Genomic DNA, 25,165 nt, shown 5'->3' with positions numbered 1-25,165 from the left:
ATATTGATGTACTTCCTCGAAAGGGTTATGGCGGTACCGAGACTGCCAGAAAAACTGAATAGACTCGAAGAGATTGCGAGAAACCTTTGGTGGAGCTGGAATTACCCTGCTCAGCAAATGTTCAGATACATGGATCCTGAGATGTGGTATCAGGAGAAGAGAAGTCCGGTCCGTTTGCTTCGTAGGGTCAGCCAGAACAGACTTTATGAACTCTCTGAAGACAAAGACTTCGCGGAAATGTACGAAAGCGTAGTAAGGCAATTCGATGAGTATATTGCTGGGAAGGACACCTGGCTTGAAAGGGCCCATGGTGAGCGAAAGAATCAGTGTATAGCGTACTTCTGTGCGGAGTATGGCTTTCATGAATCCTTTCCAATCTATTCGGGCGGCCTTGGAATCCTAGCCGGTGATCATCTTAAGACAGCAAGCGATCTAGGACTTAACTTCGTCGCAGTCGGCCTTCTGTACAGGAATGGATACTTCGAGCAGATGATAGATGAATCTGGATGGCAGCAGAATATGTATCATTCCTATGAGTTTGAAGACTTCCCGGTAATTCCTGCGCTGGATGCTTCCGGTGATGAAGTGTTCGTGAATGTTGATTTTCCCGGAAGAAAAATATGGGCTAAGATATGGAAGGCAGCCATAGGCAGAACGTCGCTTTATCTTCTCGACACCGATATCCCTCAGAACGAGCCCGATGATAGAAAGATCACGGCTACTCTGTATGGTGGAGATCGCGAGATGAGAATAAAGCAGGAAATACTGTTAGGCATCGGTGGAGTTAGAGCCCTAAGAATGCTCGGATACTCTCCAAAAGTCTGGCATATGAATGAGGGTCACGCTGCCTTTTTGTCGGTCGAAAGAATAAGAGAGCTCGTTCAGAAAGACTCAATGGATTTCTCGACGGCTTCTATGATTGTCAAGACGAGCAGTGTCTTCACAACTCACACACCGGTCCCTGCAGGCAATGATACGTTCAGTCTCGACATGATTGACAAGTACTTCCGGGACTTCTGGAGCAAAATGAAGGCCGAAAGAGACGAATTCATGGATCTAGGGATCGAAAAGGTTCCAGGCGGGGGCCAACAGTTCAGCATGACCGTTCTAGCGTTGAGATTGTCTGCGCTCGCCAATGGCGTAAGCAAGCTACACGGAAGAGTGAGCAGAAACCTGTGGAACCACATATATCCGGATTTGCCCGCAGTTGAGGTTCCAATAACCCACGTGACGAACGGTGTCCATATCTGGACGTGGCTCAATCCTAACCTCGTCGAGTTGCTCGACAAGTACCTGCCTAAAGGCTGGCATGAAAAGGTATACGACCCAGAGGTGTGGGAAGGGGTCGATAGCATTCCCGAAAAAGAGATTTGGGAGCTTCACATGTCCCTCAAGTCAAGGGCAAGAGGATTTCTTCAGGGCAGGCTTAAGAAACAGAGAATGAGACTCGGAGAGACGATAGAAGATCTTCTGGAAGTAGAGGAAGCCCTTCCCGAAAATGTGCTCACAGTTGGTTTTGCCAGGAGATTTGCTACATACAAGCGCGCAACTCTTATCTTTAAGGACATCAACAGATTGAAATCAATAATCACTAACTCTGAAAGACCTGTCCAGTTTGTCTTTGCCGGAAAGGCCCATCCTGCAGACGATCCCGGCAAGGAGCTTATAAGAAAGCTTTATGAGATTTCCAGAACCCCCGAGTTCAAGAGTAGAATAATCATCGTCGAGAACTACGATATGAATATCGCAAGGCATCTTGTCAGCGGGGTTGACATTTGGCTCAATACACCGAGGAGACCGCACGAAGCCAGCGGAACGAGCGGTGAGAAGGCAGGCATGAACGGCGTTTTGAATTTCAGCGTACTCGATGGCTGGTGGGTTGAAGGCTTCAATGGGGAAAACGGCTGGGCCATAGGAGACAACAGAGACTACAAGGACCATGAGCTCCAGGACAGAATAGACTCGGTCTCGATATATAGCACTCTGGAGAAGGAGATAATACCTCTCTATTACTCAAGAGACAAAGACGGTGTTGCAAGGCAATGGGCGAAAAGAATGAAGAACTCCATAAAGGAGATTGGGAGTAGATTCAATACTCACAGGATGATCATTGACTATGCGAACAATCTGTATTTCCCCGCTGCAGATCTTTCTGAAGAAGCTGAAAGAGATGGCTTCAAACTCGCCAAGAGCGCAGCCGTGTGGAAAGACAAGTTCAGTTCCAGCTGGAACGCCATAAGGATCAAACCTAACGTGCAGGGAGAATCCTCAGCCAAGTCAGTAAAGGTAGGTCAGGAGATATCTCTATCGGCAAATATCTATCTGGGTACACTCGATCCCTCTGAAGTTCTCGTCGAGATCTTCGTAGCAAAGATGAACGAAGAAGGAGAGCTGGACAGTTTCAGTCTGTACCCTATGAAGCTCGTTAAGGAAGACGTTCATGGAGAATACGTTTACGGAGGAAAGTTCACCGTATCCGAAGAGGGCGATCTGGCCTATACCGTAAGGGTAATTCCAAACCCTGACAAGTTGCCTGACAGATACTTCATACCTGCTGCGAAATGGATTGTATGAAAGAACCCGCCGCCTTTAAGGCGGGTTTTTAATTATTCATAGAGAAATCTGTCAAAGTTCTCTCGAACTCTCCAGAAGAAATCGCTCCCCATAGCAGCGACTTATACAGACCGGGAACGGTCATGATGGCTCTAAGTTCTTCATCAAGGAAGACTCTCTTCCTAGGGTCGTATTCACCGTCCAGAATGGTCTCCGTCGACTCTGAACCCGAAGAAATAAAGCCGACAACCGCATTGTAGACTTCGGCAATCTCTGCTTCTCTTAGTCCCAGCTTTTGGAGCTGTTCGTAAATCTCGTGGCTTTCATTTCCCTCAGCTATCATCCTCAAAACAACATTTATATAATCAGGAAACGTCATCGTCTATTCAGGCACCTCCTAGCATTTCTCTCAATTGAAGAGCGTTATGAATTGCCCTACCCATGTAGCAGTTGTTAAAGAACACATAGACGGGCATATCACGTTTATGAAATTCTAGCACATCGAGGGCAAAACTTCTCAGATCAACTTCCGAATAATCGTAGTTGTATCTTTCGCTCCCGCTACTTCTGAACCAGTTCGAGTTTCTGCCATGGAACCTGAAATAAGCACCTTTGGCACCGGCGCTGGGGATATAAGGAAACAACTCACCGATAGATGGTTCATCGACCGTGACGGGTATTCCTCCAATCCTCTCCAGAGCTTCAAAAGTGGCCTTGTTCGCCCAACTATCGTGTCTGAACTCGAAAGCGAGAAGATTACTCTCTGGATCGAAAGAGTCGGCAACCTCTTCAAGATACATCACGTTTCCTTCATTGAATTTGAAAGACCACGGGAACTGAAAGAGAGTCGGACCCAATTTGCCCTCTTCTCTCATGGGAAGCAAAGCACTAAAGAACTCACTTGAGACTTCCCTTAGGCCCCTTGAATCACCCTTCCATAATTCATGAGTCACCCGGCCAGGCGCCTTCACAGAAAAAGTCATCTCCCCTGGAATCTTCCGTAAAATGCCTGTTATCGTCTTCAGCGATGGCATCCTGTAGTATGTGAAATTCAGTTCAACAGAATTGAACTTCCAGACAGAGTGATAATACCTGAGCATCTGGGAAGAGCTTATTCCTTCGGGGTAAGCAGTTCCTACCCAGTCGGGAAATGAGTATCCGCTCGTTCCCAAATAGATCACTATAGCTCCTCGATTATGTATACAGGATCGTTGTTGTTTATTATTGCAGCGTTGGCCTCATCAACATCGACATGGAATTCAAGCGCATAGCTGGAATGTACTCTGACTAGAACATCGTCGAAGATTACCCTTCTAGTCCCTTCACCTTCCGCGTAAACCATAACGATATCCTTGTCTTTCACACCATAGACTTCTGCATCCTCAGGAGTCATGTGTATGTGTCTTTTTGCCAGCATCACTCCTGAGTTCAGTACAACCGTTCCCTTTGGTCCTACAATCGTGAGACCGGCAGTCCCGGCATGGTCGCCAGAATCCTTTATCGGGGGTTTGATCCCCAGAGAGAAGGCATCGGTTCTGGATACTTCTATTTGTGTTGCCTTTCTTGCAGGCCCCAGTACCCTCACTCCTGTTATTGCTCCCTTCGGACCGACAAGGATCACTTTTTCGTCACATGCAAACTGTCCGGGTTGACCCAGATCCTTTATTGGAGTGAGCTGATGACCACTTCCAAAGAGTCTACCGATGTCTTCCTCACTCAGGTGCAAATGCCGATTCGAAACTCCAGATTTAATCGCAGGTTGCTTAAGCTTCACAAAAACACCTCCAGTTATCTATTCTTCTTGAACTTCTTAGAACCCACGAGCCCTTTTCTCACTTTCAAAGCTACGTTCTTAGGCCTGGTTAGACCTATTGTAAGTGGACCTTTAGCTACGTTTATCCACCCCAGGCCGCATATGTGAAGCTCCTGACCAGTACGAAGCCTGAATTCCTTAGCCTCCCATCTATACTTACCTCTTTTCGATCTATCAAAGGGAGGTCTCAGTATATCGCCGAACCAACTATCCCATTCTTTGGCAGCGGTGTTCGGGTTAGTTTCATGCACCGAGACGCTCTCCGGGACAAAAGTATGAAATATCCCGACTGGATCGCTCTGATTCTTCGCGTCTATCTTCACGAATCCGCCAAGGAAAACCGTTCGAACATCATGAAATTGAAAAGTAGATTTTTTGAGTCTTTTTCTGGCAAGAAGCCTGCTCTGATCCTCGGTACTCATCAAATCCGTCAACCTGTCGTTCGTGAAAATCCCCGGAGTATCGTAAACGGTCACAGCTGAGTTTTTCAGAGTCTTCGAAGCTACCTCTACAGTTGTTCCGGGGAAACGGCTCACTATTATCTCTTCTGAACGCATGAGCCCATTCAGAAGAGAGGACTTTCCAACATTAGTCACTCCTATCGAGACAAACTCCTCCGCTGCGGACTTCAGATAGGCGTAAAGCGAATTCAGTCCGTACTTGCCCAGTACAGAGACGGGTCTCACTCTGCTCACAGGCTCTTTGATAATGTCCGACGCCCACTCCCTTATCTCTTCAACCTTCACCTCTTTGGGAAGGAGATCTATCTTGTTTAAAACATAGTGAACGGAATGGTTCTTGAGTAGTTGAGAAATATCCTTCCTGTAGGTGCCGTCAAAATCGGAGATATCGATTACGTAAATCACTTCTCGCGCAAGCTTCAGGTACTCGTTAAGGTTATCGAGTGTATGTGACACGGAATCATTCTCAGGCAAAGAACTATAGTGCTTTATCAAGAAACACCTTCGGCACATTATCTCCTTGCCAGCCTGGAGCCTCGATTCCAAAACCAATTCAGGTAGGTATCCCAGTTCTTCCGGGTCTTCATGCTGCAGTTCCACACCACATCCGCTACATCTCATCTATCAAGCACCTCCACCTCCGGATGCTTTTTCATTTTGCTTAGAAGAAGACCTTCAGCCATTCTTACAAGCTTCGTCCAGAAGAATTCTCTCTCCGAAATAGGTTCGACCTTTATTGTGTACGCCCCTAGAAGATTACCCATAATCATATCTGTGAAGAGCTGGTCTCCCACTACCACTGTCTTGTATGATGGAATATCAAAGTCCTTAAGCACTCGTTTGGCTTTGAATGTCAGAGGCTTTCTAGCTCGGCTGATTACCCTTATCGAATCCAGCTCATCATCGATTCTGCCGAGCCTGCCCGGCTTGCCATTCGAAATTAGAACGACCTCCATACCCAGTCTTTCCACTCTGCTGAGAAGCAACCGTTTCTCCTTCGAGACCGAGCTTGCTCCCCAGGGCTCAAGTGTATTGTCGAAATCGAAGATCACAAGTTTATAACCGGACTCCTTCAACGCATCAAAATCAATGTCCATAACGCCTTCGGCAAACAAATGAGGCGTGGCCAGCCTTCCCGTTCTGAAGATCCAGCCAATACTGAAGAAGAAGACAAAATAAGCTGCAATCGTCATCTTCCCCAGAAGCCTCTTATACCACTTCTGGCTAATATCGACCAGTGGTGCCACCAAGATTGAATACATCCCCATTCTGTTCCCCGCAATAATATCTGTGAAGAAAAGGTCTCCTATTATTACTGTCTTCTCAGGCCGCGACTTCATATCGCTCAGAACCTTCCGGAGTTCCTTGGTACCGGGCTTCCTCATCGAGTGATAAATCCTGAGTTTTTCCCCAAAGAGGTCTCTTAGGTTCCTCACTCTGGATTGCGGACCGTTTGTGACAACAGCGACCTTCATCCCGGCAGCTATGAGATCGTCGATTACCGACTTATTCCTCATATCGAACGGCTCTCTCCAGACTGCTATCGTGTTGTCGTAGTCAAAGAGAATGGTGTTGTAACCTAGCCTCCGGAGCTTGTCGTAGTCTATCTTCCTCACATTCTCGGCTTTGTCGTTTGGTACGGCACTATCAAGTATGTCCAGGATTCGCACGAATCTCCACCACTTCCAAATCTATCCGCTTCTTGATACTCTGAAGGAAACTCTTAAGTTCCTCCAGCAGATCAGCAGGAACGATGATTTTGAGTAGACCTTCATCTGTAACATGCCTTATATTCATCAGATTGTCTTCTGCTTCCGCGATATAACACAATACGTGGATGTCTTCCGGCCTGATCCTAATAAAGAGATCATACTCCAGTGCTTCATTCATCCGACAACCTCACAGCAGCTCGACAGCCAGACTCGCCAGTTCAGAGCGCTCACCCTTTGTAAGGGTCACGTGGCCCGCAAGCGATTTGTTTGTCAGCCTTGAAGCGGAGTAGGTCAACCCATTACTGTATGCATCAAGGTATGAATTATCAATCTGATAGGGGTCGCCGATCACGACTATCTTCGTGTTTTCGCCCACCCTCGTAATAATCGTCTTGACTTCGTGAGGCGAAAGATTCTGGGCCTCATCGATGATGAAGTATTGATTGGGAATGGACCTCCCCCTAATGTAACTTAAAACCTCTACCTGAAGTTGCTCTCCCTTCTTCATGAAGGCATTCAGGTCCATGTGGCGGTTGTTGAACAACATATAGAGATTGTCGTATATGGGAGTCATCCACGGGTTGATCTTCTCTTCCATCGAACCGGGAAGATAGCCGATGTCCTGGCCCATTGGAATGATCGGCCTTGCCACCAGGAGCCTCTCGTACTTCTTCTCATCCACTACTTTTCTCAACCCGCAGGCAAGAGAGATTAGTGTCTTTCCGGTGCCGGCCATTCCAGGTATGAACACGACCCTTATGCTATCGTCCAATAGAAGCTCCATTGCCATCATCTGCTCGCGGTTTCTCGGTTTTATACCCCAACTGCCAGACTCCATCGATACTTCAAGAGGAACTATCTTCTTCCCGTCCGGTACAACTCTTCCGAAAATCTCTCGTCCGAAATCAACAAACTCATTCGCCCCGACAGGTTCTGGCAGTCTTCCAGTTGAGAGCTCGTCCTTATTTATGAATTCATCCCTGAGAGAAGCATCATCTACTGTCGTTATGCCTGAAAGCTTGTCGTCGATCTCTACCTTGTCATGCAAATAGTCTTCTGCTTTAAGTCCCATAATATCTGCCTTTACTCGCATGTTTATGTCTTTGCTGACTAAAATGACAGGTAGTTTCTCTACGAGATTAAGCTCCATCATGTAAAGCAGAATGGCGTTGTCTTTGTAGTCGTTTGCAGCAAAAGGCGGCAGCTTGCTCTTGAATTCGTTGAACACTGCAATACGCAGTGTACCTCCTGATTCAAGCCTTATCCCCTCTGTGAGTCTCCCTTTCGATCTCAAGGAATCGAGAAACCTGTTAACCTTCCTTGCATTCTGACCGACAGAACCTGAGTTCTTCTTCAATTTATCTATCTCTTCCAGAACGGGAAAGGGAATAATAATGTTATTGTCCTCGAAATTAACAAAGCAATACGGATCGTGAACCAGAACGTTGGTGTCGAGAATGAAATCCTTAATCAAACCTAACCCCTCCACTTCTTTTCATATTTGATCATTTCGAATACTCCGCCCAGTCTCCTAGCCAAGGCAAGGAAGACCTTCGCCGTTACCCTCGCATCGTCCATAGCTCTGTGAGTAGGAACATCTCTTATCTTCAATCTCTTGGCAATATTGGTGAGGCTGTATGGACCTTCGAAAAAAACCTCATGAGCGATGTCAATCGTGTCTATATAGTTGTTTACGAGTGGCAGCACTCCCGTTTCCTTCGATGCGATATCGAAGAAAGTCATATCGTTCACGATGTTGTGCCCAACGAGTGTCGCCCCACCAACATAGTCGCGAAATCTTGGAAAGACCTCTGCCATAGTGGGCTCTTCCGACACATCTTCGTTCTTCAGTCCATGAATCCCAGTTATTTGCGCCGGTATCTTAACAAGTGGATTCACAAGAGACTGGAATGAGAGATTGTGCAGGATTTTGTTCCCATACACCGGGATTGCCGCTATTTCGAGAATTCTATCACCAGAGAGCGGACTGGACCCGGTGGTCTCCGTGTCAATGACTAAGTAGATCTTCTTCATTTCAAACCCTCCGTGAAAATTCTACCATGAGAACTGCTTACACTCCTGACCACTTGTTTACTATACAATTGAGTGAGGTGATCCAATTGAAAGAGCTATCAGTAACTGTAAATCATGATCTGGGCAGTGAGAACGCCAAGAAGAAGTTAATGAGAAGAATCGAAGAGCTTAAGAGTGATTATGAAGGGAAGTTCACTCTGGACTCGTCCTGGAAAGATGATTTTCTCGAGTTTCATCTGAAAGCGGCAGGGATTAAGACCGATGGCTATTTGAATGTCACTGAAAGCGAAGTATCTGTTAGTGGAACTCTTCCCATTTCTCTAGCCGTATTCAGAGGGAAGATCGAAAAGACATTGAAGGCAGAACTTGAGAAGCTTCTAAGTGACGGTGACTGAGAATTGCCGATAGATCTTCACAATCATAGCTTGTTTTCTCCAGACAGCGACACGCCTATAGAAGAGATAGTGAAAGAAGCCACTGGAAAGGGCTTGAAAGTGATAGGCATCTCCGATCATGACGATCTCGACACTTCTTTCCCACTCAGCTACAGGCTCAAGGATCCGGAGAGCTATCTGGAGAGTCTCTCCACCCTAAAAGAGAAATCGAACATAAAGGTTCTATCCGGACTTGAAGTGGGTCTCCAGTCATGCGCTAAGATACCGCCTGATGGAGACTTCGATTACTTCATCTATTCGGTACATGGAGTACCGGGAGTAACTGATCTTTCGGTAGAGAACCTTTGGACGCTCTACCTGGAAGAGGCTATCGAGGCGATTTCGGAAATAGAGAGGCCAGGCTTCTTCGGTCACATAGATTTTCTGAGAAGGTATATTCCAGGTCATAGACCTCTTGATAATCGAATTCTTCTGGACGAATTACTGAAAAGGCTTATTCGAGTTGGAATCGGAATAGAGATTAACACATCCGGCTGGCGGTACCCGTACAAAGAACCGAGTCCGCAGCGCTGGATCGTGGAGAGGTATGTTTCTCTTGGGGGAAGGGTCATAACTGCCGGGTCGGATTCTCACCGCAAGGAGGACGTTGGCAGCTACATACACGACGCCGTCTCTTTGCTAAAGGAGATTGGCGTGAAAGAGATCTTCTACTGTGAAAGGATGGAGTATGTTCCCATCCAGCTCCAGGAGATCTAGAGACTAACTTTCTCTTCCTCTCAGCAGATTCTTGAATTTCATTAAGTTACCAAGCCCGAGAATTCTTATAAATAGAAAGTACACTGCGGTCCCTGCAGTCAGAGTTATCAACGTTGAAATAGATCCCGTTCCAAAGACTGCCTTCCCAAAAAGCATTAGTCCGGACATGACAAGAGAAGCAACGATGATTTTCAGCATGGCCGTTACCTTCGCCTTTTCATATCCGGTCCATCTGAGGAGTGCTGCCGATACGATGACTGTACCGACAATTCCCGCAATACTTGTCGCTAGTGCCACACCCAAAGGTCCTATTGTAAAGCCGAGCAATATATCGAGAACCACATTCACACCAACCATGATCGCAGAGATTATTGTGGGCGTCCTGGGGCTCTTCCTTGCATAATATGCCCTTGATAGAACACCGTAAGATCCATAGAAAGGAAGTCCCAGAGTGTACCCGTAAAGGAGGGTTGTGGTTAAGGCCGTATCTGCAGGAGTGAATGAACCTCTCTCAAACAGAATGCGGACAATCCCTTCGCCGAGAACAAGAAGTCCCAGCGTTGAGGGGATAATCAAAAAGGCGAGAACGGTTAACGCGTCCCATAGAGAACTCCTGAATTTCTCCTTAGAACCTTCTCCGGTAAGTTTTGAAAGTTTCGGAAGCGCTACCGTGGCCACCGCGATTGCGAAGACGCCGAGAGGAAGCTGATAGAGCCGCTGGGCGTATCCAAGACTCGATACGGCTCCCCTCCCAAGCTCAGTTGACACTCTAATATCGACAAAGGAGTTGATTTCGTTGATCGCCGGGGAAATCGCAGAAAAAAGGAACAGGAGCAAGAAATCCCTGACATCGCTTTTGTTGTAGCCTGGCTTGAAGACAAAACCCTTTGATCTTGCGGAGAGAGCGACCACGCCGAGCTGGATGACTCCTCCGACAAGAAATCCGATCGTAGGACCGACAATTGGAGTTGAGAACCTTCCTGAAAGCAAAATTCCAGCGATCGTCGAGAGATTTATGAACATTGGTGAGACTGCCGCAATGAAAAAGGCATCGAGACTGTTGAGAACACCGCAGTAGACTGCCCAAAGAGATACTAGTACAATAAACGGAAAGGAAATCCTTATAAGTTGAGAGGTCAGTTCAAGAGCTGATTGATCGAAGCCTCCGGCAAAGGCTGAGGCAACCCCGTCAGAGAATAAGCTTCCCGCTGCTGAAATCGCGCCCGAGACAATAACTACGAATATGAGAACGGTAGAAGCGAACATAAAAGCTCTCTCTCTCGAGCTCTTCAGCTTCTCGTTGAATACTGGAACGAAAGCCATCGTCATCGCTCCATCTGCAAAGATCTTTCTGAGAAAGAAGGGAATCATGATCGCAACTAAATATGCGTCGTACTGAGCCGACGTGCCGAAATAGCTGGCAAAAAGGGAGTCTCTGACGAGACCCGTAATTCTTGATAACAACGTTGCTATTGCAAAAAGAGCCGTGCTTCTGACCGTGCTAGCCGTCATAGAAACCTCCAGAGAAGATTATAATACATGGTCGAAGGATTGGATAGGAGAGAAGTCTCAGATGTCCAGTCACGAGCGAAGTTGATAACTATGATATACTGAGCATGGCTATTACGAATGATCCTAAGGAGGGAAAGCCCCAAGGCTGCTGAGTATGAAAAAGGTAGCTCTGATATTCGGAACCAGACCGGAGGCAGTGAAGATGGCTCCTGTCTATCTGGCGCTGAAGAATTCCTCTCTTAGGCCTGTTGTAATTGCTACGGCCCAGCACAGAGAGATGCTCGATCAGGTTCTCTCACTCTTCGGCATAAAACCCGACTTTGATCTGAATATCATGCAACAAAGGCAGTCTCTTTCGGGCCTTACTTCCAGACTGATCGAAAAACTCGACGAGATATATTCGCAGAACAAGTTTGATGCAACGCTCGTTCAGGGTGATACCACATCTACTTTCGCGGGCGCTCTGGTATCTTTCTATCATAAGATCCCAGTTGGTCATGTTGAAGCGGGGCTGAGGACCGCCAACGTTTACGATCCCTTTCCTGAAGAAGTCAACAGAAGGCTCAACGGAGTCATTTCAACGTACCACTATCCTCCAACTGAGAAATCAAAGCTGAACCTGCTTAAAGAAGGAGTGCCTGAAGAAAACATGCTTGTTACAGGCAATACTGTCATCGATGCCCTGCTGTGGGTAACAGGCAACAAGTCCAGGCTTACTTCGAGCTTCAGAGAAGCGCTTGGTGTGGAGGGTGATGACTACATTCTAGTAACCATGCACAGAAGGGAAAACTGGGGAAGACCGATGCAGGAAGTTATGAAAGCAATAAAGGACGTCCTCAACGAGTTCCCCCGGATGAAAGTTGTCTTTCCGGTTCATCTCAATCCTGCCGTCAGAGAAGTTGTCTATCCGGAGCTTGAAGAACACGACAGGGTAGTCTTGACTGATCCGCTAGATTACCTTCCCTTCGTTTCTTTGATGGAGAAATCAAAGCTCATACTGACGGACTCTGGCGGAATCCAGGAAGAGGCCCCTGCTCTTGGAAAGCCGACATTGGTACTGAGGCGCACAACGGAGAGACCAGAAGCGATCGAAGCAGGTACTGCCAAGCTTGTAGGAACAAGTAGAGAAGCCGTCTTCATGGAGACAATGAGACTTCTCAGCGATTCACGGGAATATGAGCGTATGGCGAAGGCTAGAAATCCGTTCGGAGATGGTACTGCGTCAAAAAGGATCTCTGATCACCTCTGTAAAAACCTGTAGATCCATTTACCGACTGCTAATCCTCGCTTGCTTTCATTTTAAGCTCCCAGAAGTATTCGTACAGCTCTGAAAGTGAAGAGAATTTTATCTTCAGATGATCAACTAACGCTGAAGTCATTAGAATGTCGTCTATCTCCCGATTGGCAGCGATGTAGAAGTCTCTATATTGAAACCATTCGAGCAGCTCTTCGGAGACTCCTTCTCTCTTCCGTCTTCTCTTGTACTTCTCTCCGAAAACCGAGAAATCGCTCTCTCTCAGAATACGAGTCTTTTCTGTAAACCTCGATGGATTCTTCGCTATTTCTTCATGGATCTTACTCATAGTCTCTCGAGATGGGAAGTAGAATCCCATACCGTACCGGTATCTGTCGGGAAAGAGCTCAAAAAAGTATCCGGGAGAGTCCTTCCAGTCGGGCCCTGGCACCCTGAAAGTGAACCACATATTGGTTCTGTAGGGAGGCTTTCCCTTGTTGCGCCTTGCATCCCGACTTATCCTGCTTATGGTCTTTCCAACCTGAGGTCTCACTTCCATAAAGGGATCAAGCCTTTCCATGAAGGGCGCAAGTTCACTTACAAGTGCCTTGAAGGGTTCAAGCAAGCACACGCGATACCGATCACGGTTTTTATCCATCCAGGAACGGTTGTTGTTCATCCCGAGATCCATGAGAAATGAAATAGTCTCACCTGAAAATCCCGTGAACTGTCTTTCGCTCATCTCGCCTCCGCAATCGAGTGGGAAACGTAACTACCTTTCTCACAGTAGAATACCTCTTTAACTCCAAGCTTACATAGAAGAGAAACGGCCTGTGAATTGTAGCTCCCCACCTGATATGCTCTATGAGAGTCAGAGCCTATAGTCAGTAGACGTCCTCCGAGTTCGAGGTATCTCTCTACCACCCATGATTGAGGGGTAGGGTCTCCGATTCCGTACATCCAGCCCGAAGTATTGACTTCAAGCCCCACATGACAGGATACCAGCTTCATAAGCAGCTGATCCATCTGCGGTCCGGATCTAGGTGGCTTTGCGTAAGGAATATGCCTTCTGAGGAAATCGAGATGGCCAAGAAAACCCGGTTTCTCGATCAAATCAACTGCTAGAGTCGCCTCGCGAAGGTAGATATCCCAAGGGTCCTCAAGAGTCTTCAGATCTGGCCTTCCCGGAACCGTGTGGACTGAGTAGATGAAGAAATCCATCTCCTCAAAAGGCAAGAGAATACCCTGGGACTGAAGACCCAGTTCAAGCCCGGCAAGTATCTTGATGGGAAACTTTCCCTCAAAGCTCTTGATCTCCTTGAGATAGCCCCCCGTTTCTTCGGGCTGCAAGCAGACTTCCTGAGAGACGTAAGGGTCGAAGTGATCTGATATGCCGACGACATGAAGCCCTTTGAGTGAAGCCGACTGAATGACTTCCTCGACCGTATTCCTTCCGTCTGAAAAAATTGTATGATTGTGAATATCTATCATCATAAGGCTCCGCAATCTATACTAGCATATTAGTCAGAAAGCAATTGTACAGCCGCTCTCTTTTCTCTATCGGTTATATGCAAATATATACTAGTTGTAGAAAGATTAGCATGGCCAAGTAATTCCTGCACTGTCTTTATACTTGCTCCTTTTTGTAGCAGTTGTGTAGCAAAACTATGTCTGAATATATGCGGAGTCACTCGCTTCTCTGGATATACAAGTTTCACTTGTGTATTCAGCACTTTTGGAATAACGTTCCTCGCCATCGGCTCCCCCCGGGTCCCGATAAAGACATGATCCTCATACTCGCTGAGCGGGAAATCCTTCCTTATCTGGAGGTAATCCTCAATTATGGCAAGGACCTGATCGTTCAGAGGAACCTCCCTGTCTCTATTTCCCTTTCCGCTCAGTATTCTTACAGCTGGCGAATTGCCCATTCTAAGATCACCGAGTCTTAGTTTGCATACTTCGCTGACTCTCAGTCCACAGAAGTACATCACCGCCACAATAGCCTTGTTTCTCTTGCCAAGATTGGTTTCCTTGAAAGACGATATGATCTTCATTACCTCATCATGACTTATGTAGTCGGGAATTCTGCGTCTCGTCTTAGGGTTCTTTATGAGCTCCGTAGGGACCTTGCCTACCGTACCGCTTATATAAAGAAATGTATAGAATGACCTAATAGTTGAGAGATTCCTCGAGACGGTAGTTGCAGAGGGCCTCTTCCTGGAGTACTTCCCCTGAGAATACTCCTTCACGAAAAGTTCGATGTCTCTTCTCTTCACCACTTTAAAATCGGTATTATGACTCTCTAGAAACAACTGAAAGTGGTGAAGATCCGAAAGATATGCTGCGATAGTATTGAATGACATATTCCTAACATATTCCATATTGTCCTTGAATCTCTCGACGGCTTCGACAAACTCCATACATACCCCCAAATTGTCATACATTATGAGCCATAATAGTCATTATGACTCATATATTGTATTATAACACAGCTCATTCTCTATACGGTGTTCTGTAAGTCTTATTAGAGGCGCATTATAGAATTACATCTCGTATATTGCCCTGTAACGCATTTTTTTGACAGGATGCATCTTGTACTATCCAAACAGCAAGAAACGAGCGCTAAGAGCCGTTTAACGAGTATTTGTCTGTAATGCTCTCTCAAAGCCCGCTCTGATTTCCGATATCATAGCTCTGTATTTATCTGCAAGTCTATACCTCTTTCCCTCTCGCAGCACAAGCTCTTCCTTGATTCCCGAGTAGTGTTTTGAAAGAGCTCCCATTATAGCGCCCAACGCCATTGGTCCTTTGACCAGTTCGCTCTCGTTCATCTCCAGGAACTGGTTTATTTTCCCCACCAGATCGTCTCCGACCATCGGAGAATCGAGCAAGGAGAACAACATGCCAACTGTAGGAAGTTTCAATCTGTTCATTATGAAGTCTTCCAGTTCCTCTTTTGTCCACTCCTTCTGAAGAGAGACTTGAGGCTTTCGAGCGAGTTCCTTTTTGAAGGCAAGAAGCATCAGCTCCATAAACGAAGATATCCTTTTGTCGTAGTCATCGTCAGTTACAAGAATCGAGGCTACCGAACTTACAGGAAGCTCAATCTGCTCTATCATCGCGAACAACATTCCCAGGCGTCCCACAGTCACGAAGGGCCTACCCAGGTCGATAGCCTCAGGCAGTATGAGCAGCGCATTTCTGGCTACACCCTTCGCTTCTTCGAAGCTGGCGCAGATGATGGCTGCTACTCTTATCTGTATATCCTCCCCGACCTTCCAGATACCCGTGATCTTCTCTCTGCCTGAGTATTTGACGTAATCCACAGAAAAGCCGGAGATCTCGGCCAGTCTGTTGACCAGATCTGCGAAGGCTCTCCCAAGACTCTCAGAATCGCCTTTGAATGTTGGGTAGGCTTCCAGCAACCCGTCAATATCACTAATTACCGTCTCCGGTGTCTTGTATTTCGAAAGGAACTCTCTAATGAACCTGCTCCTACTTGAATGCTCACCACCTTCATCACTGAGCTTGCCAAGTATCCTCACAACATCGACAGATGCAATCTGTGCTGGCATAGTATCACCTCTTACATTATACTAACACAAAAAGAATCACGAGTGACATTGTTTATATATACATGTTCTAAGTTTGTATGCGGATATATACTACTTATATAGAATCGTATATTGCTATGCTTTATTATATACATCAAACGTTGCACGGCACTATTAGCAACACGTATACGGTATTATACTGGTATATCTAGTATAATGTTATATTTACTAGCTAGTCGTTGTATATCCGAATACGAAAAGAATGGACTTGCTCCAGGTCTCGCAACAACCATAGATGCAAGCAAATTTCCTGTCTTCAAGCATTCTGTTTCTGTCCTGCCGGCAAGATATGCATGCAAGAATCCTGCGTTGAAGGAATCTCCTGCTCCCGTTGTATCTACTACCTCTGTGGGAAAGGCGTCTACGCGTTTCCCGTCACTGATCTTTGCTCCCTCCGCTCCAAGAGTAACCACAACAACTTTTGGCTCAGTCTTCAAAAAGCCTCCAAGATGTAGCCATTCGCTCTTGTTAACAAGAAGCACTTCGCATTGCGCAGCAAGATCGGCAACTTCTGCACCTCTTTCAAAGGTCACTATCCCTCCCGGGTTATAAGAAAACCTCGGCTTACGGATCTCCTTCAAGAGATTGATTACTTGATCGGGGGCTATCCCCCCAAAATGGTAGAAGTCAGAGGATACATCAACAGGATAATCGACTTCATTAACACCCCTGTATGTGAACAGGTGTCTTTGGCCGTCTGTAGAAACTGCGGAGAAACAGAATCCCGTCTTTCCTTCTATTCGAGCCAGATACCGAATATCCACCCCTTCTCTTGTCAAGGCCTCTATTGCCATGTCGCCGAACCGATCAGTCCCCACTGCACCCTGCAAAAACACGTTCTTTCTCAACCTACTCAACATGATTGCCGTGTTTGCCGCACTTCCTCCGATAGTGAACATCATTTCCTTAATCCTGTTCTCTTCAACATTTTTACTTTCGTTGATGAAGGCGCTGAGATCTATATTCACGTTGCCAACCACAGATAATCTCATATTCTAACCTCAACTCTTTAGGTAATTTTGGCTTTTGCTTCCTTTCACGATTATAATTGTTTATGAGCGTACAAAAAAATGACGTGGGAGGGTTCGTCTATGCTTTCATTTCCAGACGGGTTCATATGGGGTGTCGCAACGGCCGGTCATCAAATAGAAGGAAGCAATGTCTTTTCTGATTGGTACACATGGGAACATCAGGGAAAGGTCAAGAATGGCGACACTTCCGACATAGCTTGTGGTAGCTGGGAGAATCTCGACAGGGATCTGGAGGCTGTTAAGGCTTTGGGTGTAAAGGCCTACAGATTCTCGGTTGAGTGGGCGAGAATTGAACCGAAAATCAACAGATTTGATGACAGTGTACTTGAAAGATACAGAGATTTCTCCAAGGCGCTTACTGAGAACGGAATCCAGCCCATTCTTACTCTCAACCATTTCGTTCTTCCTCAATGGTTCTCGGAGATGGGAGGCTGGGAGAATAAGGAGAACCTGCGTTACTTTCGTCGTTTCGTCTCGAGAATCGTCGAGTCTATGGGCGAGTTCATTCACTACTGGGTCACTGTGAACGAACCGAACGTCTACGCAGTCATGGGCTATTTGACGGGAGAATGGCCGCCGGAAGTCAAGGACATGGGAAGGGCTATGAAAGTCCTCGCTAATCTTCTCTTTGTCCACAGCGAGGCATATGACGAAATAAAGGAGTCGAATCCAACGGCGATGATAGGGGTAGCTGTTAATATGATGCCTTTCTTCCCTCTCAGAAAGTTCCATCCAGGAGACAGGCTGGTGGCAAATTATCTGGACAGAGTCTACAACTACAGTTATCTTGATAGTCTGATGAAGGGCAGTATAGTTAAGCCGCTCGGCGAAGGAGAAGCGGTGCCTGAGATAGAATCAAAGCTCGATTTCCTGGGCATCAATTACTACACGCGAATCTTCGCCAAGTACTCGAAGCCCCTCCCTGAAATCGCAGCGGGTAATGAATTTGAGAAAACGGAAATGGGATATGAGTTCTTCCCGCAGGGGATTGAAGAGGTTGTTCTGAAGGCATATAAGAGGTATCGACTGCCGATAATGATCACTGAGAATGGAATTGCCGACAAATCGGACGCACGACGATGGGAGTATATCGAGAAAGCTTTGTCAGGACTAAGAAACGCTATGGATAAGGGAGCCCGTGTATTCGGTTATCTGTACTGGTCACTTATGGACAATTTCGAATGGAAAGAAGGCTACTCAATGAAGTTCGGACTCTACGAGACGGTTCAGGAGAGTCTCGAATTGAGGCCTAGAGAGAGCGTTGCAAAATTCAGAGATTTCATCAGGGACAGTCTGAAATAGTACCGACGCAGAAAGCTAAAAGGGGTGTTGCCGAGGCGAAATCGCCGATAATTGCTCCATGTGGTATCGAATGCTCTAGATACGCTATCTTCTTGAGGACCGAAGAAAAGCTGAGCTATTGGAGAAGCAGAAATGTAGATTCGGCACTAGTTAGATGCAGCGGCTGCCAAGCGGGTGAAGGACCTTACCGCTTGACAGAAAGCTGCAACATTTTCGATTGTTGTGTAGCAAAAAGAAACCTGAGTCACTGTTATGAATGTGCAGAGTTCCCTTACGATGCCCTTAAAGAACGAGCATCAGCCTATCCACACCACAGATCGGCACTCGGCAGACTCAGGTCGATGAAAGAGAATCTATCAAGAAGACACATCTGATTTTCGATAATAGCTCATGCGCTACTACTGAATCAGAACTCCTAGAAGCTCTTCGATTCCCTGCCGTTTCTCTGAAGAAACTGAGAATACCGGAGGTTTTCCCCAAAAGGCAACTTCCCCGGTTATCGATCTTTTCATCTGGAGCTGGCGACTCTTCGATAGTTTGTCGGCCTTTGTCAGAACCAAGACAAAAGGGATGGAATAGTGCGTAAGCCACTCAAGCATCTGCTCGTCTGCCGGCTGCAACGGGTGCCTTATGTCAACGAGCATAACAACGAGAGAGAGGTCTTCTCTCGATTCAAAATAGTCGGTAATCAGCTTCTGCCACTTCTCTCTTTCCGACATAGAGGCCTTTGCATATCCATAACCGGGGAGATCAACGAAATAGATCTCTCCGTTTACTTCATAGAAATTTATCGATCTTGTCTTTCCAGGAGTCGAACTTGTCTTTGCAAGTTTCCTTCCAAACAAAGCGTTCAGCAAAGAAGACTTGCCGACATTTGACCTTCCTGCGAAGGCTATCTCCCTCCTTAATGGAGGGGGATATTCGCCTTTCGTGTATACGGTTCGGACAAGTTCAGCACTCTTCACCATCACCTTGAATCAAAGCCTCCTCTAGTACTTCGCTTATATTCTCAACAAAGACGAATTCCAGTTTCGACTTTATTTCTTCGGGGACTTTATCGAGATCTCTCTTGTTTGCAAGAGGAATCAGAACCTTCTTCATTCTGGCACGGTAAGCTGCCATCAGCTTTTCTTTCAAACCACCAATGGGCAGTACCTTCCCTCTAAGAGTTATCTCCCCAGTCATTGCAATGTCGTTTCTCACTTTTCTTCCGGTGACGGCCGAGACAATCGCCGTCGTGAGAGTAATCCCGGCACTGGGTCCATCCTTGGGAACGGCCCCTTCGGGAACGTGGATATGGAAGTCCTTCTTCTCGAAGATCTCGTTGAACTTCTCATCTCCACAANNTCTTTGCTGTTTAGACCCATATACTGAGGATTTGCCTTGAGATACTGATATGCTATTGTAGCCGATTCCTTCATAACATCTCCCAGCTGACCTGTTATGATAGTCTTTCCTTTCCCGGAAACGAGCAGGACTTCGATGTACATGATTTCTCCCCCAACCGATGTCCAGGCCAGTCCAGTCGCCACTCCGACCTCTGGATGCTTCCTGAAATCACTCTCTTTGAATAGCGGTGCTCCAAGATACTCTCCCAGTTCATTGACACCGACCGAGATTGAATCAGCGCCCTCAGCTATTTTCAGAGTGGCCTTTCTGATGATTTTCGCCAGATTTCTATCGAGTTCCCTAACTCCGGCTTCTCGTGTGTAATCTCTAATTACGTCTCTTGTTGCGGCCGGTGTTATTTTGAGTCTACCGGCCTTCATGTTGTATTCATCGAGAAGCTTCGGCAATATATGCTCCCTGGCTATGTGATACTTCTCAGACTCCGTATAGCCTGGAATCTCGATAATCTCCATCCTGTCTTTCAGAGCGGCAGGGATCGAATAGAGAACGTTTGCCGTGGTAATGAACAGGACTCTGGAAAGGTCAAAAGGCACTTCCAGAAAATGATCGGTAAAACTGTTGTTCTGCTCGGGATCAAGGACCTCGAGAAGAGCAGAAGCGGGGTCTCCTTGAAAACTGATTCCCATCTTGTCGACTTCATCCAGCACGATTACCGGATTTCTGGTCTTCAGCTTTCTGATCATCTGCATAATTCTGCCGGGAAGCGCTCCTACATAAGTACGTCTGTGGCCCCTTATTTCTGCCTCGTCTCTCATGCCTCCCAACGAGATTCTACCGAACTTCCTTCCCATAGCCTCGGAAACAGACCGACCAAGTGAAGTCTTCCCAACACCCGGAGGCCCAACGAGGCAAAGAATCGGAGCGCGTAGGTTCTTCGAAAACCTCCTGGCCGCCAGGAATTCAAGGATCCTTTCCTTCACATCGTCCAGTCCATAATGATTGTTATCAAGAGTCTTTCTGACGTCCTTGATCACTATCTCATCATCTGTCTCTTCCTGCCAAGGGAGGTTCAACAACCAATCGAGATAGGTTCTCACAACCGTCGCTTCCGGAGAATATGGGGACATCTTTTCCAGTCTCGAGATCTCTTGCTCTGCCTTTTCCTTTACCTCCTGAGGAAGCTCGCCGGACTCGGCCATCTCTTTAAGCTCTTTGATTTCCTCGTCTTCTTCGCCCTCGAGCTCCTCCTGGATCGCTCTCATCTTCTCTCTCAGGTAGTACTCCTTCTGCCCCTGCTCAATCTTCTCCTTAACCCTTTTGTCTAGTTCTTCCTCTAGAGAGAGAATCTCTATCTCTCTTGTAAGTAACTCCATTAGCGTATTGAGACGATCCTTCGCTTCAATTTCCTCGAGAAGACGTTGTTTCTCTTCCAAAGAAAAGGGCACCATTGAGGAAACAAAATCTGCGAACTTGTCTGCATCGGAAGTATCTTCCAGCGCCATTATCGCTTCGTCGGGGAAACGTCTGCTCATCGATACATATCTCAGCGCAAGTTCCTTCACCCTTCGAACCAGCGCCTGAAGCATCTTACTTTTTCTACCCTTGGACTTCAGCTTCTCTGCAACGACGATAAACGTGCTCTCTCCTTCCTCCACTGAAGAGAGCCTGGCTCTTGTCAAACCTTCAACAAGAATCTTGTAGTTCCCATCGGGCATCTTCATCAGCTGTACTATTCTCGCTATCGTTCCAATCTCGAATAGATCCTCGATCTCGGGTTCTTCTTTAGTAATGTCCCTCTGAGAAACGAGAAATACTATCTGATTGAATTTGCCAATTGACTCCTCCAGCGCCGCCAGGGACTTCTCGCGTCCAACATACAACGGCATAACTGAAGAAGGATATACCAACATGTTTGTTCTCGTCGGTATAACCGGCAGTTTGTCGGGTATCTCAATCTTTCGCTCGCTTCCTACAGCAGCCTTTTCAAGCAACTCAAACTTCTGAGCCATCTATTCACCTTCCTTCATTCTTATCTTGATCTATTCTCTTAACCAAACGATCCAAAATGCTCTTCATTCTGCGGCCAAATGGCTTCAATTTCACGGTTCGTTTGATCTCGTCGAAATGCTCCAGTTCAACTATGAGATAAGGCTCGCAGACATAATTAAAGTAAAGTTTAGGCCATTCTACCGCTAGAACCGTATTGCAATTCATTAGATCGTAGAGAGCTAGATCCAGAACCTCTTCTTCGCCGGTAATCCTGTACAGATCAACGTGAATGAGAGCGGGATGCACTCTTGCCTTTTCGACATCGTCGCTTCCGCCAGTCGAGGATCGGCCGGGATAGAAGTTGACAATGTTGAAAGTCGGACTTCTCACGCTATCCTTATCGATTCCCAACCCGCTGGCCAGCGCCTTTACAAACGTCGTTTTTCCACTGCCCAGATCACCGAATAGAAGGACCGTCTCTCCTCCTTCAAGCGCCTCTCCAAGTTCTTGTGCAAAAGTCTCGAGATTTTTCAGCTCTAGTTCGCCCAGTTCATAGATCTCTTCAACGCCTCTTTCCACCTTTTGTACTCTGCCTCCATTGTATCGCCCGAAGGTTCGAAGACAACCTCGCTGATTCTCTTGTTCTTCAAGCTCTCCCGATCCCAGAGATCTGTGCATATTCCTGCAAGCATCGCAGCTCCGAGTGCAGTGGTCTCTTTTATCAAGGATCTATCAACGGGAATATTCAGTACATTTGCCTGCATCTCCATTAGGAAGTTGTTTCGGGTAACACCGCCGTCAACGAGAAGCTTGTTGAGCGTGATTCCCGTTTCTTTTTCCATCAGCTCAAGAATTTCTCTTGTCCTGAAAGCGATGTATTCGAGAACGGCTCTTACTATATGTGCCTTCCTCGTTCCCCTTGTTAGACCGATCATCATGCCTCTCGCTGAGGAGTTCCAGTAAGGAGCTCCCAGCCCTGTCAAGGCACCGGAGAAAAAGACTCCTCCATTGTCATTGACTTCTCTGGCAAGAGGCTCCGTATCTGAAGGGCTTTCAATAATCCCCAGTCCATCTTTCAACCAGCTTATAAGGGCTCCGGTGGCAAATATCGAACCTTCCACAGCGTAGACTGTCTCTTCCGTTGACTTCCAGCCTATTGTCGTAAGCAAGCCATGATCGGAAATCTTCGGTTTGTTTCCAATGTTCATCAATATAAATGAACCAGTCCCATAAGTACATTTCGCGTCACCGGTCTGAAAGGCCGTCTGACCGAACAGCGATGCCTGTTGATCTCCAGCTATTCCCCCGATATTTGGGCCGTAGATCGAAGGACCGAGAAGCTTACTCGATTCCACCACTTCGGGCAGAAACTCTTTCTCCACTCCAAAGAGATTGAGTAGGTCGCGATCCCATTCAAGCTTCTCGATGTTGAACAACATCGTTCTCGACGCGTTCGAGAAATCACAAACATGGAGATTCTCTCTAGTCAGATTCCAGATTAACCAGGAGTCAATCGTACCAAATCTCAATCGCCCTTTTCTTGCCGCCTCTCGAACTACCGGTACATTCTCCAGCAGCCATTCCATCTTCGTCGCGGAGAAATAGGGATCCGGCTTGAGGCCGGTCTTTCGTCTTATCAATTCTCCATGAGACTCTTCGATCTCTCTGCATCTGTCGGCAGTTCTTCTATCCTGCCACACTATTGCGTTGTAGAGCGGCTGATCAGTCACCGAATCCCAGGCAACGACCGTTTCTCTTTGATTTGTGATGCCGATTGCCGCAATTTCCCTGTATGAGATCCTGGCATCCGAGACTACTTTCTCAATTGCACCCATTGTGCTTAAGATGATGTCTCTAGGATCGTGCTCAACCCACCCGGGTTTGGGATAGATCTGCGCAAACTCCTCCTGAGCAACGGCAACTTGATACAGTTCTTCATCAAAAAGAACGGCTTTGCTGCTGCTCGTTCCCTGATCGATAGCAAGAATATACTTCATCTAACCCCTCCTATCTATGAATACGTCTTCTGAAGACGATAGCATCTTCAGGGCAAAGTTCATGGCAAACGTAACAAGCTATGCACTTACCATAATCGATATTGAACCTGCTTACGTCGATTGCTCCAGCCGGGCAGGCCCTCTCGCAAACACGACAGCTCACACACTTCTTCCTATCTATTTTCGGAAACTTTGTTACTAATCTCCTCAATAGGGATGCACCGTAAACACCGATTAAATTTGTCTCGGGGAGAGAGAGTTTTTTCGGCTCGACTTCATCTCCGACAACTTTGTAATTTCCTACTAACCCTTTCTCCCTTGCCAAACGGAGAATTGGGACCTTTGAATTTATCACTCCAAAGAGTTCTGCGATGGCATCATCTAGTGCGAAAACATCTTCTGAAATACCAATTATTCCTGGCCTTATAATCCTCCCGTTCGACGGACCGTTGCCATCCATGCCTTCTACGCCGTCGATTATTGTCAGGGACGGCTTCAAATAGCCGGCCAGATCAAGAAGCATAACCGAGAACTCCTTCATGTTTCTTACTCTGAAATGCCAACCCTGCTTCTTAACACCCGGAACACAGCCAAAAAGATTCTTGACCCCGAATGTGACCTGAGTGAGTGAATGTGTCTTGAGCTTCGGAAGATTCACCAGAAGATCGGTTTCAAGAACCGGCCTGGCAATCTCGAAGCTTCTGTACGTACCATGCTCCAGGACTACAGGAACGGGATCATCGAAATCGACAAGTGGAACGCCCAGGTCTTCGCAGACAGAGGCGATCCCGGATGCGTGGGCAGCGACTGCAGTGCTCACGCTTGCCGGAGAATCCCCGATGCTCACCTTGGCTCCCCTCTCCAGGAAGATCTCTGCAACCGCGCGCACAAAAGCAGGATTCGTGGTTACACAGTTTTCCGGAGATCTTGCCGATAGAAGATTCACTTTCAGAAGAACTTTCTTTCCCTGCAGAGTTTCGTTGAACTCGATCAGGTCCAGCCCTTCGCTAATCTTCTTCCTGCACCTTGCGTATTCTGGGCTGCTTAGGACCGCCACCCTTTTCGTTAGATTCTCGTTTTCCATAAATGATCCTCTTCCTTTTCCTTCTATCATCGACTATGCTGGACACCCCTTCGGGCAGCTTCAGCTCGGAAGAAGCAAGAGTCTCCACAATGACCTCTTCAGGAATTGAGGTGATGGCCCAGAGATCTGTGAGATAAAGTCTCTCTCCAGATCTTATCGGAGCTTTTTGAACTGCTGATTCAAGAGCCTTTCTATACCGTTCCCTGATTTCCTCTTCGGAATGATTTACCTTGTCATCCATCGTGGATCACCTCATGAAAATTATACTCTATACGTTGCCCTTGGTTTGGAAAACAGCTCCCATGATCTGTATAATTCTTCACAAGTT

At 46.8% G+C, this 25,165-nt stretch carries 25 protein-coding genes and 1 pseudogene; 6 read left to right on the top strand and 20 right to left on the bottom strand.

Annotation, left to right across the window (positions count from 1 at the left end):
• Nucleotides 1-6 precede the first annotated feature (6 nt).
• Nucleotides 7-2,574, top strand: coding sequence for an alpha-glucan family phosphorylase (glgP, locus tag B3157_RS05125; RefSeq protein ID WP_292589330.1), 2,568 nt, complete (start codon nucleotides 7-9; stop codon nucleotides 2,572-2,574).
• Between the two features lie 28 nt (nucleotides 2,575-2,602).
• Here the strand turns inward: glgP and B3157_RS05120 are convergent, their stop codons facing one another.
• The 8 genes from B3157_RS05120 to B3157_RS05085 are packed head-to-tail and all read right to left on the bottom strand — an operon-like array spanning nucleotide 2,603 to nucleotide 8,573.
• Complete coding sequence (locus B3157_RS05120) at nucleotides 2,603-2,932, bottom strand: hypothetical protein (protein WP_292589328.1); 330 nt, start codon at nucleotides 2,930-2,932, stop codon at nucleotides 2,603-2,605.
• Between the two features lie 7 nt (nucleotides 2,933-2,939).
• A complete protein-coding gene (locus B3157_RS05115; protein WP_099829005.1) occupies nucleotides 2,940-3,734 on the bottom strand; it encodes a DUF72 domain-containing protein in 795 nt (264 codons plus the stop codon).
• A complete protein-coding gene (pduL, locus tag B3157_RS05110; RefSeq protein WP_292589325.1) occupies nucleotides 3,734-4,327 on the bottom strand; it encodes a phosphate propanoyltransferase in 594 nt (197 codons plus the stop codon). Before pduL ends, B3157_RS05115 begins: the two co-directional genes overlap by 1 nt.
• A gap of 14 nt (nucleotides 4,328-4,341) precedes the next feature.
• Entirely contained in the window at nucleotides 4,342-5,448 is a 1,107-nt protein-coding gene (locus B3157_RS05105) for a GTPase (RefSeq protein WP_292589323.1), read from the bottom strand.
• Complete coding sequence (locus B3157_RS05100; RefSeq protein ID WP_292589321.1) at nucleotides 5,445-6,497, bottom strand: YqeG family HAD IIIA-type phosphatase; 1,053 nt, start codon at nucleotides 6,495-6,497, stop codon at nucleotides 5,445-5,447. Before B3157_RS05100 ends, B3157_RS05105 begins: the two co-directional genes overlap by 4 nt.
• Nucleotides 6,475-6,717 (bottom strand): DUF4911 domain-containing protein, encoded by a 243-nt coding sequence (locus tag B3157_RS05095; RefSeq protein ID WP_103134002.1) that lies wholly within the window; start codon nucleotides 6,715-6,717, stop codon nucleotides 6,475-6,477. The genes B3157_RS05100 and B3157_RS05095 overlap by 23 nt, the downstream gene beginning before the upstream one ends.
• Nucleotides 6,718-6,726: 9 nt before the next feature.
• Nucleotides 6,727-8,013, bottom strand: a complete 1,287-nt coding sequence (locus B3157_RS05090; protein ID WP_292589318.1) for a PhoH family protein — start codon at nucleotides 8,011-8,013, stop codon at nucleotides 6,727-6,729.
• 2 nt (nucleotides 8,014-8,015) lie between these two features.
• Nucleotides 8,016-8,573, bottom strand: coding sequence for a 3'-5' exonuclease (locus B3157_RS05085; protein WP_099828999.1), 558 nt, complete (start codon nucleotides 8,571-8,573; stop codon nucleotides 8,016-8,018).
• 86 nt (nucleotides 8,574-8,659) lie between these two features.
• On the opposite strand from B3157_RS05085, the gene B3157_RS05080 reads away from it, so the two are divergent.
• Nucleotides 8,660-8,968: a polyhydroxyalkanoic acid system family protein gene (locus B3157_RS05080; RefSeq protein WP_292589315.1), complete on the top strand. Its 309-nt coding sequence runs from the start codon at nucleotides 8,660-8,662 to the stop codon at nucleotides 8,966-8,968.
• A gap of 3 nt (nucleotides 8,969-8,971) precedes the next feature.
• Entirely contained in the window at nucleotides 8,972-9,724 is a 753-nt protein-coding gene (locus tag B3157_RS05075; RefSeq protein WP_292589313.1) for a histidinol-phosphatase HisJ family protein, read from the top strand.
• Nucleotides 9,725-9,727: 3 nt separating this feature from the next.
• Here the strand turns inward: B3157_RS05075 and murJ are convergent, their stop codons facing one another.
• Nucleotides 9,728-11,236 carry a murein biosynthesis integral membrane protein MurJ gene (murJ, locus tag B3157_RS05070; protein ID WP_292589311.1) on the bottom strand — a complete coding sequence of 503 codons (1,509 nt, stop codon included), beginning with the start codon at nucleotides 11,234-11,236 and terminating at the stop codon, nucleotides 9,728-9,730.
• A 154-nt stretch (nucleotides 11,237-11,390) separates the two neighbouring features.
• Here murJ and wecB point away from each other — a divergent pair, with 154 nt between their 5' ends.
• Nucleotides 11,391-12,497, top strand: a complete 1,107-nt coding sequence (gene wecB, locus B3157_RS05065) for a non-hydrolyzing UDP-N-acetylglucosamine 2-epimerase (RefSeq protein WP_292589309.1) — start codon at nucleotides 11,391-11,393, stop codon at nucleotides 12,495-12,497.
• A 16-nt stretch (nucleotides 12,498-12,513) separates the two neighbouring features.
• Here the strand turns inward: wecB and B3157_RS05060 are convergent, their stop codons facing one another.
• From B3157_RS05060 to B3157_RS05040, 5 genes are all read right to left on the bottom strand, one after another.
• Entirely contained in the window at nucleotides 12,514-13,212 is a 699-nt protein-coding gene (locus B3157_RS05060) for a DUF2461 domain-containing protein (RefSeq protein ID WP_292589307.1), read from the bottom strand.
• Nucleotides 13,209-13,961, bottom strand: coding sequence for a PHP domain-containing protein (locus B3157_RS05055; protein WP_214060731.1), 753 nt, complete (start codon nucleotides 13,959-13,961; stop codon nucleotides 13,209-13,211). The genes B3157_RS05060 and B3157_RS05055 overlap by 4 nt, the downstream gene beginning before the upstream one ends.
• A 29-nt stretch (nucleotides 13,962-13,990) precedes the next feature.
• The gene (locus B3157_RS05050) at nucleotides 13,991-14,890 is read right to left on the bottom strand and encodes a tyrosine-type recombinase/integrase (protein ID WP_292589305.1); all 900 of its coding nucleotides are present in this window, start codon (nucleotides 14,888-14,890) and stop codon (nucleotides 13,991-13,993) included.
• Nucleotides 14,891-15,103: 213 nt separating this feature from the next.
• Entirely contained in the window at nucleotides 15,104-16,045 is a 942-nt protein-coding gene (locus B3157_RS05045; RefSeq protein WP_214078186.1) for a hypothetical protein, read from the bottom strand.
• A gap of 173 nt (nucleotides 16,046-16,218) precedes the next feature.
• Nucleotides 16,219-17,076: a carbohydrate kinase family protein gene (locus B3157_RS05040; protein WP_214078185.1), complete on the bottom strand. Its 858-nt coding sequence runs from the start codon at nucleotides 17,074-17,076 to the stop codon at nucleotides 16,219-16,221.
• A 99-nt stretch (nucleotides 17,077-17,175) separates the two neighbouring features.
• Here B3157_RS05040 and B3157_RS05035 point away from each other — a divergent pair, with 99 nt between their 5' ends.
• On the top strand, nucleotides 17,176-18,417 hold the full coding sequence (locus B3157_RS05035; RefSeq protein ID WP_292589301.1) for a glycoside hydrolase family 1 protein: 1,242 nt from the start codon (nucleotides 17,176-17,178) through the stop codon (nucleotides 18,415-18,417).
• Complete coding sequence (locus tag B3157_RS12860; RefSeq protein WP_414674284.1) at nucleotides 18,384-18,791, top strand: DUF3795 domain-containing protein; 408 nt, start codon at nucleotides 18,384-18,386, stop codon at nucleotides 18,789-18,791. The genes B3157_RS05035 and B3157_RS12860 overlap by 34 nt, the downstream gene beginning before the upstream one ends.
• Before the next feature lie 24 nt (nucleotides 18,792-18,815).
• Here B3157_RS12860 and yihA read toward each other — a convergent pair whose 3' ends face one another.
• From yihA to B3157_RS05000, 6 genes and pseudogenes are all read right to left on the bottom strand, one after another.
• Nucleotides 18,816-19,388 (bottom strand): ribosome biogenesis GTP-binding protein YihA/YsxC, encoded by a 573-nt coding sequence (gene yihA, locus B3157_RS05030; RefSeq protein WP_349680364.1) that lies wholly within the window; start codon nucleotides 19,386-19,388, stop codon nucleotides 18,816-18,818.
• Nucleotides 19,369-21,776: pseudogene (gene lon / locus B3157_RS05020) on the bottom strand (endopeptidase La). Before lon ends, yihA begins: the two are co-directional and overlap by 20 nt.
• 4 nt (nucleotides 21,777-21,780) lie before the next feature.
• Nucleotides 21,781-22,335 (bottom strand): tRNA (adenosine(37)-N6)-threonylcarbamoyltransferase complex ATPase subunit type 1 TsaE, encoded by a 555-nt coding sequence (gene tsaE / locus B3157_RS05015; protein ID WP_292589299.1) that lies wholly within the window; start codon nucleotides 22,333-22,335, stop codon nucleotides 21,781-21,783.
• Nucleotides 22,293-23,753 carry a glycerol kinase GlpK gene (gene glpK / locus B3157_RS05010; RefSeq protein WP_292589297.1) on the bottom strand — a complete coding sequence of 487 codons (1,461 nt, stop codon included), beginning with the start codon at nucleotides 23,751-23,753 and terminating at the stop codon, nucleotides 22,293-22,295. Before glpK ends, tsaE begins: the two co-directional genes overlap by 43 nt.
• A 10-nt stretch (nucleotides 23,754-23,763) precedes the next feature.
• Nucleotides 23,764-24,837, bottom strand: coding sequence for a DUF362 domain-containing protein (locus tag B3157_RS05005; protein ID WP_214061419.1), 1,074 nt, complete (start codon nucleotides 24,835-24,837; stop codon nucleotides 23,764-23,766).
• On the bottom strand, nucleotides 24,761-25,078 hold the full coding sequence (locus tag B3157_RS05000; RefSeq protein WP_214061420.1) for a hypothetical protein: 318 nt from the start codon (nucleotides 25,076-25,078) through the stop codon (nucleotides 24,761-24,763). Before B3157_RS05000 ends, B3157_RS05005 begins: the two co-directional genes overlap by 77 nt.
• Between the last annotated feature and the right edge of the window lie 87 nt (nucleotides 25,079-25,165).

The sequence above is a fragment of the Mesotoga sp. UBA5557 genome, assembly GCF_002425715.1.
Lineage (GTDB): Bacteria > Thermotogota > Thermotogae > Petrotogales > Kosmotogaceae > Mesotoga.
Note: the sequence above shows the minus strand (reverse complement) of the source record. Positions and strands in the feature narration are given on the sequence as shown.

What these genes read in the sequence shown, in the direction of transcription:
- glgP (WP_292589330.1), top strand. Translation starts at nt 7, where the DNA reads ATGTACTTCCTCGAAAGGGTTATGGCGGTACCGAGACTGCCAGAAAAA.
- B3157_RS05120 (WP_292589328.1), bottom strand. Translation starts at nt 2,932, where the DNA reads ATGACGTTTCCTGATTATATAAATGTTGTTTTGAGGATGATAGCTGAG.
- B3157_RS05105 (WP_292589323.1), bottom strand. Translation starts at nt 5,448, where the DNA reads ATGAGATGTAGCGGATGTGGTGTGGAACTGCAGCATGAAGACCCGGAA.
- B3157_RS05095 (WP_103134002.1), bottom strand. Translation starts at nt 6,717, where the DNA reads ATGAATGAAGCACTGGAGTATGATCTCTTTATTAGGATCAGGCCGGAA.
- B3157_RS05085 (WP_099828999.1), bottom strand. Translation starts at nt 8,573, where the DNA reads ATGAAGAAGATCTACTTAGTCATTGACACGGAGACCACCGGGTCCAGT.
- murJ (WP_292589311.1), bottom strand. Translation starts at nt 11,236, where the DNA reads ATGACGGCTAGCACGGTCAGAAGCACGGCTCTTTTTGCAATAGCAACG.
- wecB (WP_292589309.1), top strand. Translation starts at nt 11,391, where the DNA reads ATGAAAAAGGTAGCTCTGATATTCGGAACCAGACCGGAGGCAGTGAAG.
- B3157_RS05060 (WP_292589307.1), bottom strand. Translation starts at nt 13,212, where the DNA reads ATGAGCGAAAGACAGTTCACGGGATTTTCAGGTGAGACTATTTCATTT.
- B3157_RS05055 (WP_214060731.1), bottom strand. Translation starts at nt 13,961, where the DNA reads ATGATAGATATTCACAATCATACAATTTTTTCAGACGGAAGGAATACG.
- B3157_RS05050 (WP_292589305.1), bottom strand. Translation starts at nt 14,890, where the DNA reads ATGGAGTTTGTCGAAGCCGTCGAGAGATTCAAGGACAATATGGAATAT.
- B3157_RS05045 (WP_214078186.1), bottom strand. Translation starts at nt 16,045, where the DNA reads ATGCCAGCACAGATTGCATCTGTCGATGTTGTGAGGATACTTGGCAAG.
- B3157_RS05040 (WP_214078185.1), bottom strand. Translation starts at nt 17,076, where the DNA reads ATGAGATTATCTGTGGTTGGCAACGTGAATATAGATCTCAGCGCCTTC.
- B3157_RS05035 (WP_292589301.1), top strand. Translation starts at nt 17,176, where the DNA reads ATGCTTTCATTTCCAGACGGGTTCATATGGGGTGTCGCAACGGCCGGT.
- glpK (WP_292589297.1), bottom strand. Translation starts at nt 23,753, where the DNA reads ATGAAGTATATTCTTGCTATCGATCAGGGAACGAGCAGCAGCAAAGCC.
- B3157_RS05005 (WP_214061419.1), bottom strand. Translation starts at nt 24,837, where the DNA reads ATGGAAAACGAGAATCTAACGAAAAGGGTGGCGGTCCTAAGCAGCCCA.
- B3157_RS05000 (WP_214061420.1), bottom strand. Translation starts at nt 25,078, where the DNA reads ATGGATGACAAGGTAAATCATTCCGAAGAGGAAATCAGGGAACGGTAT.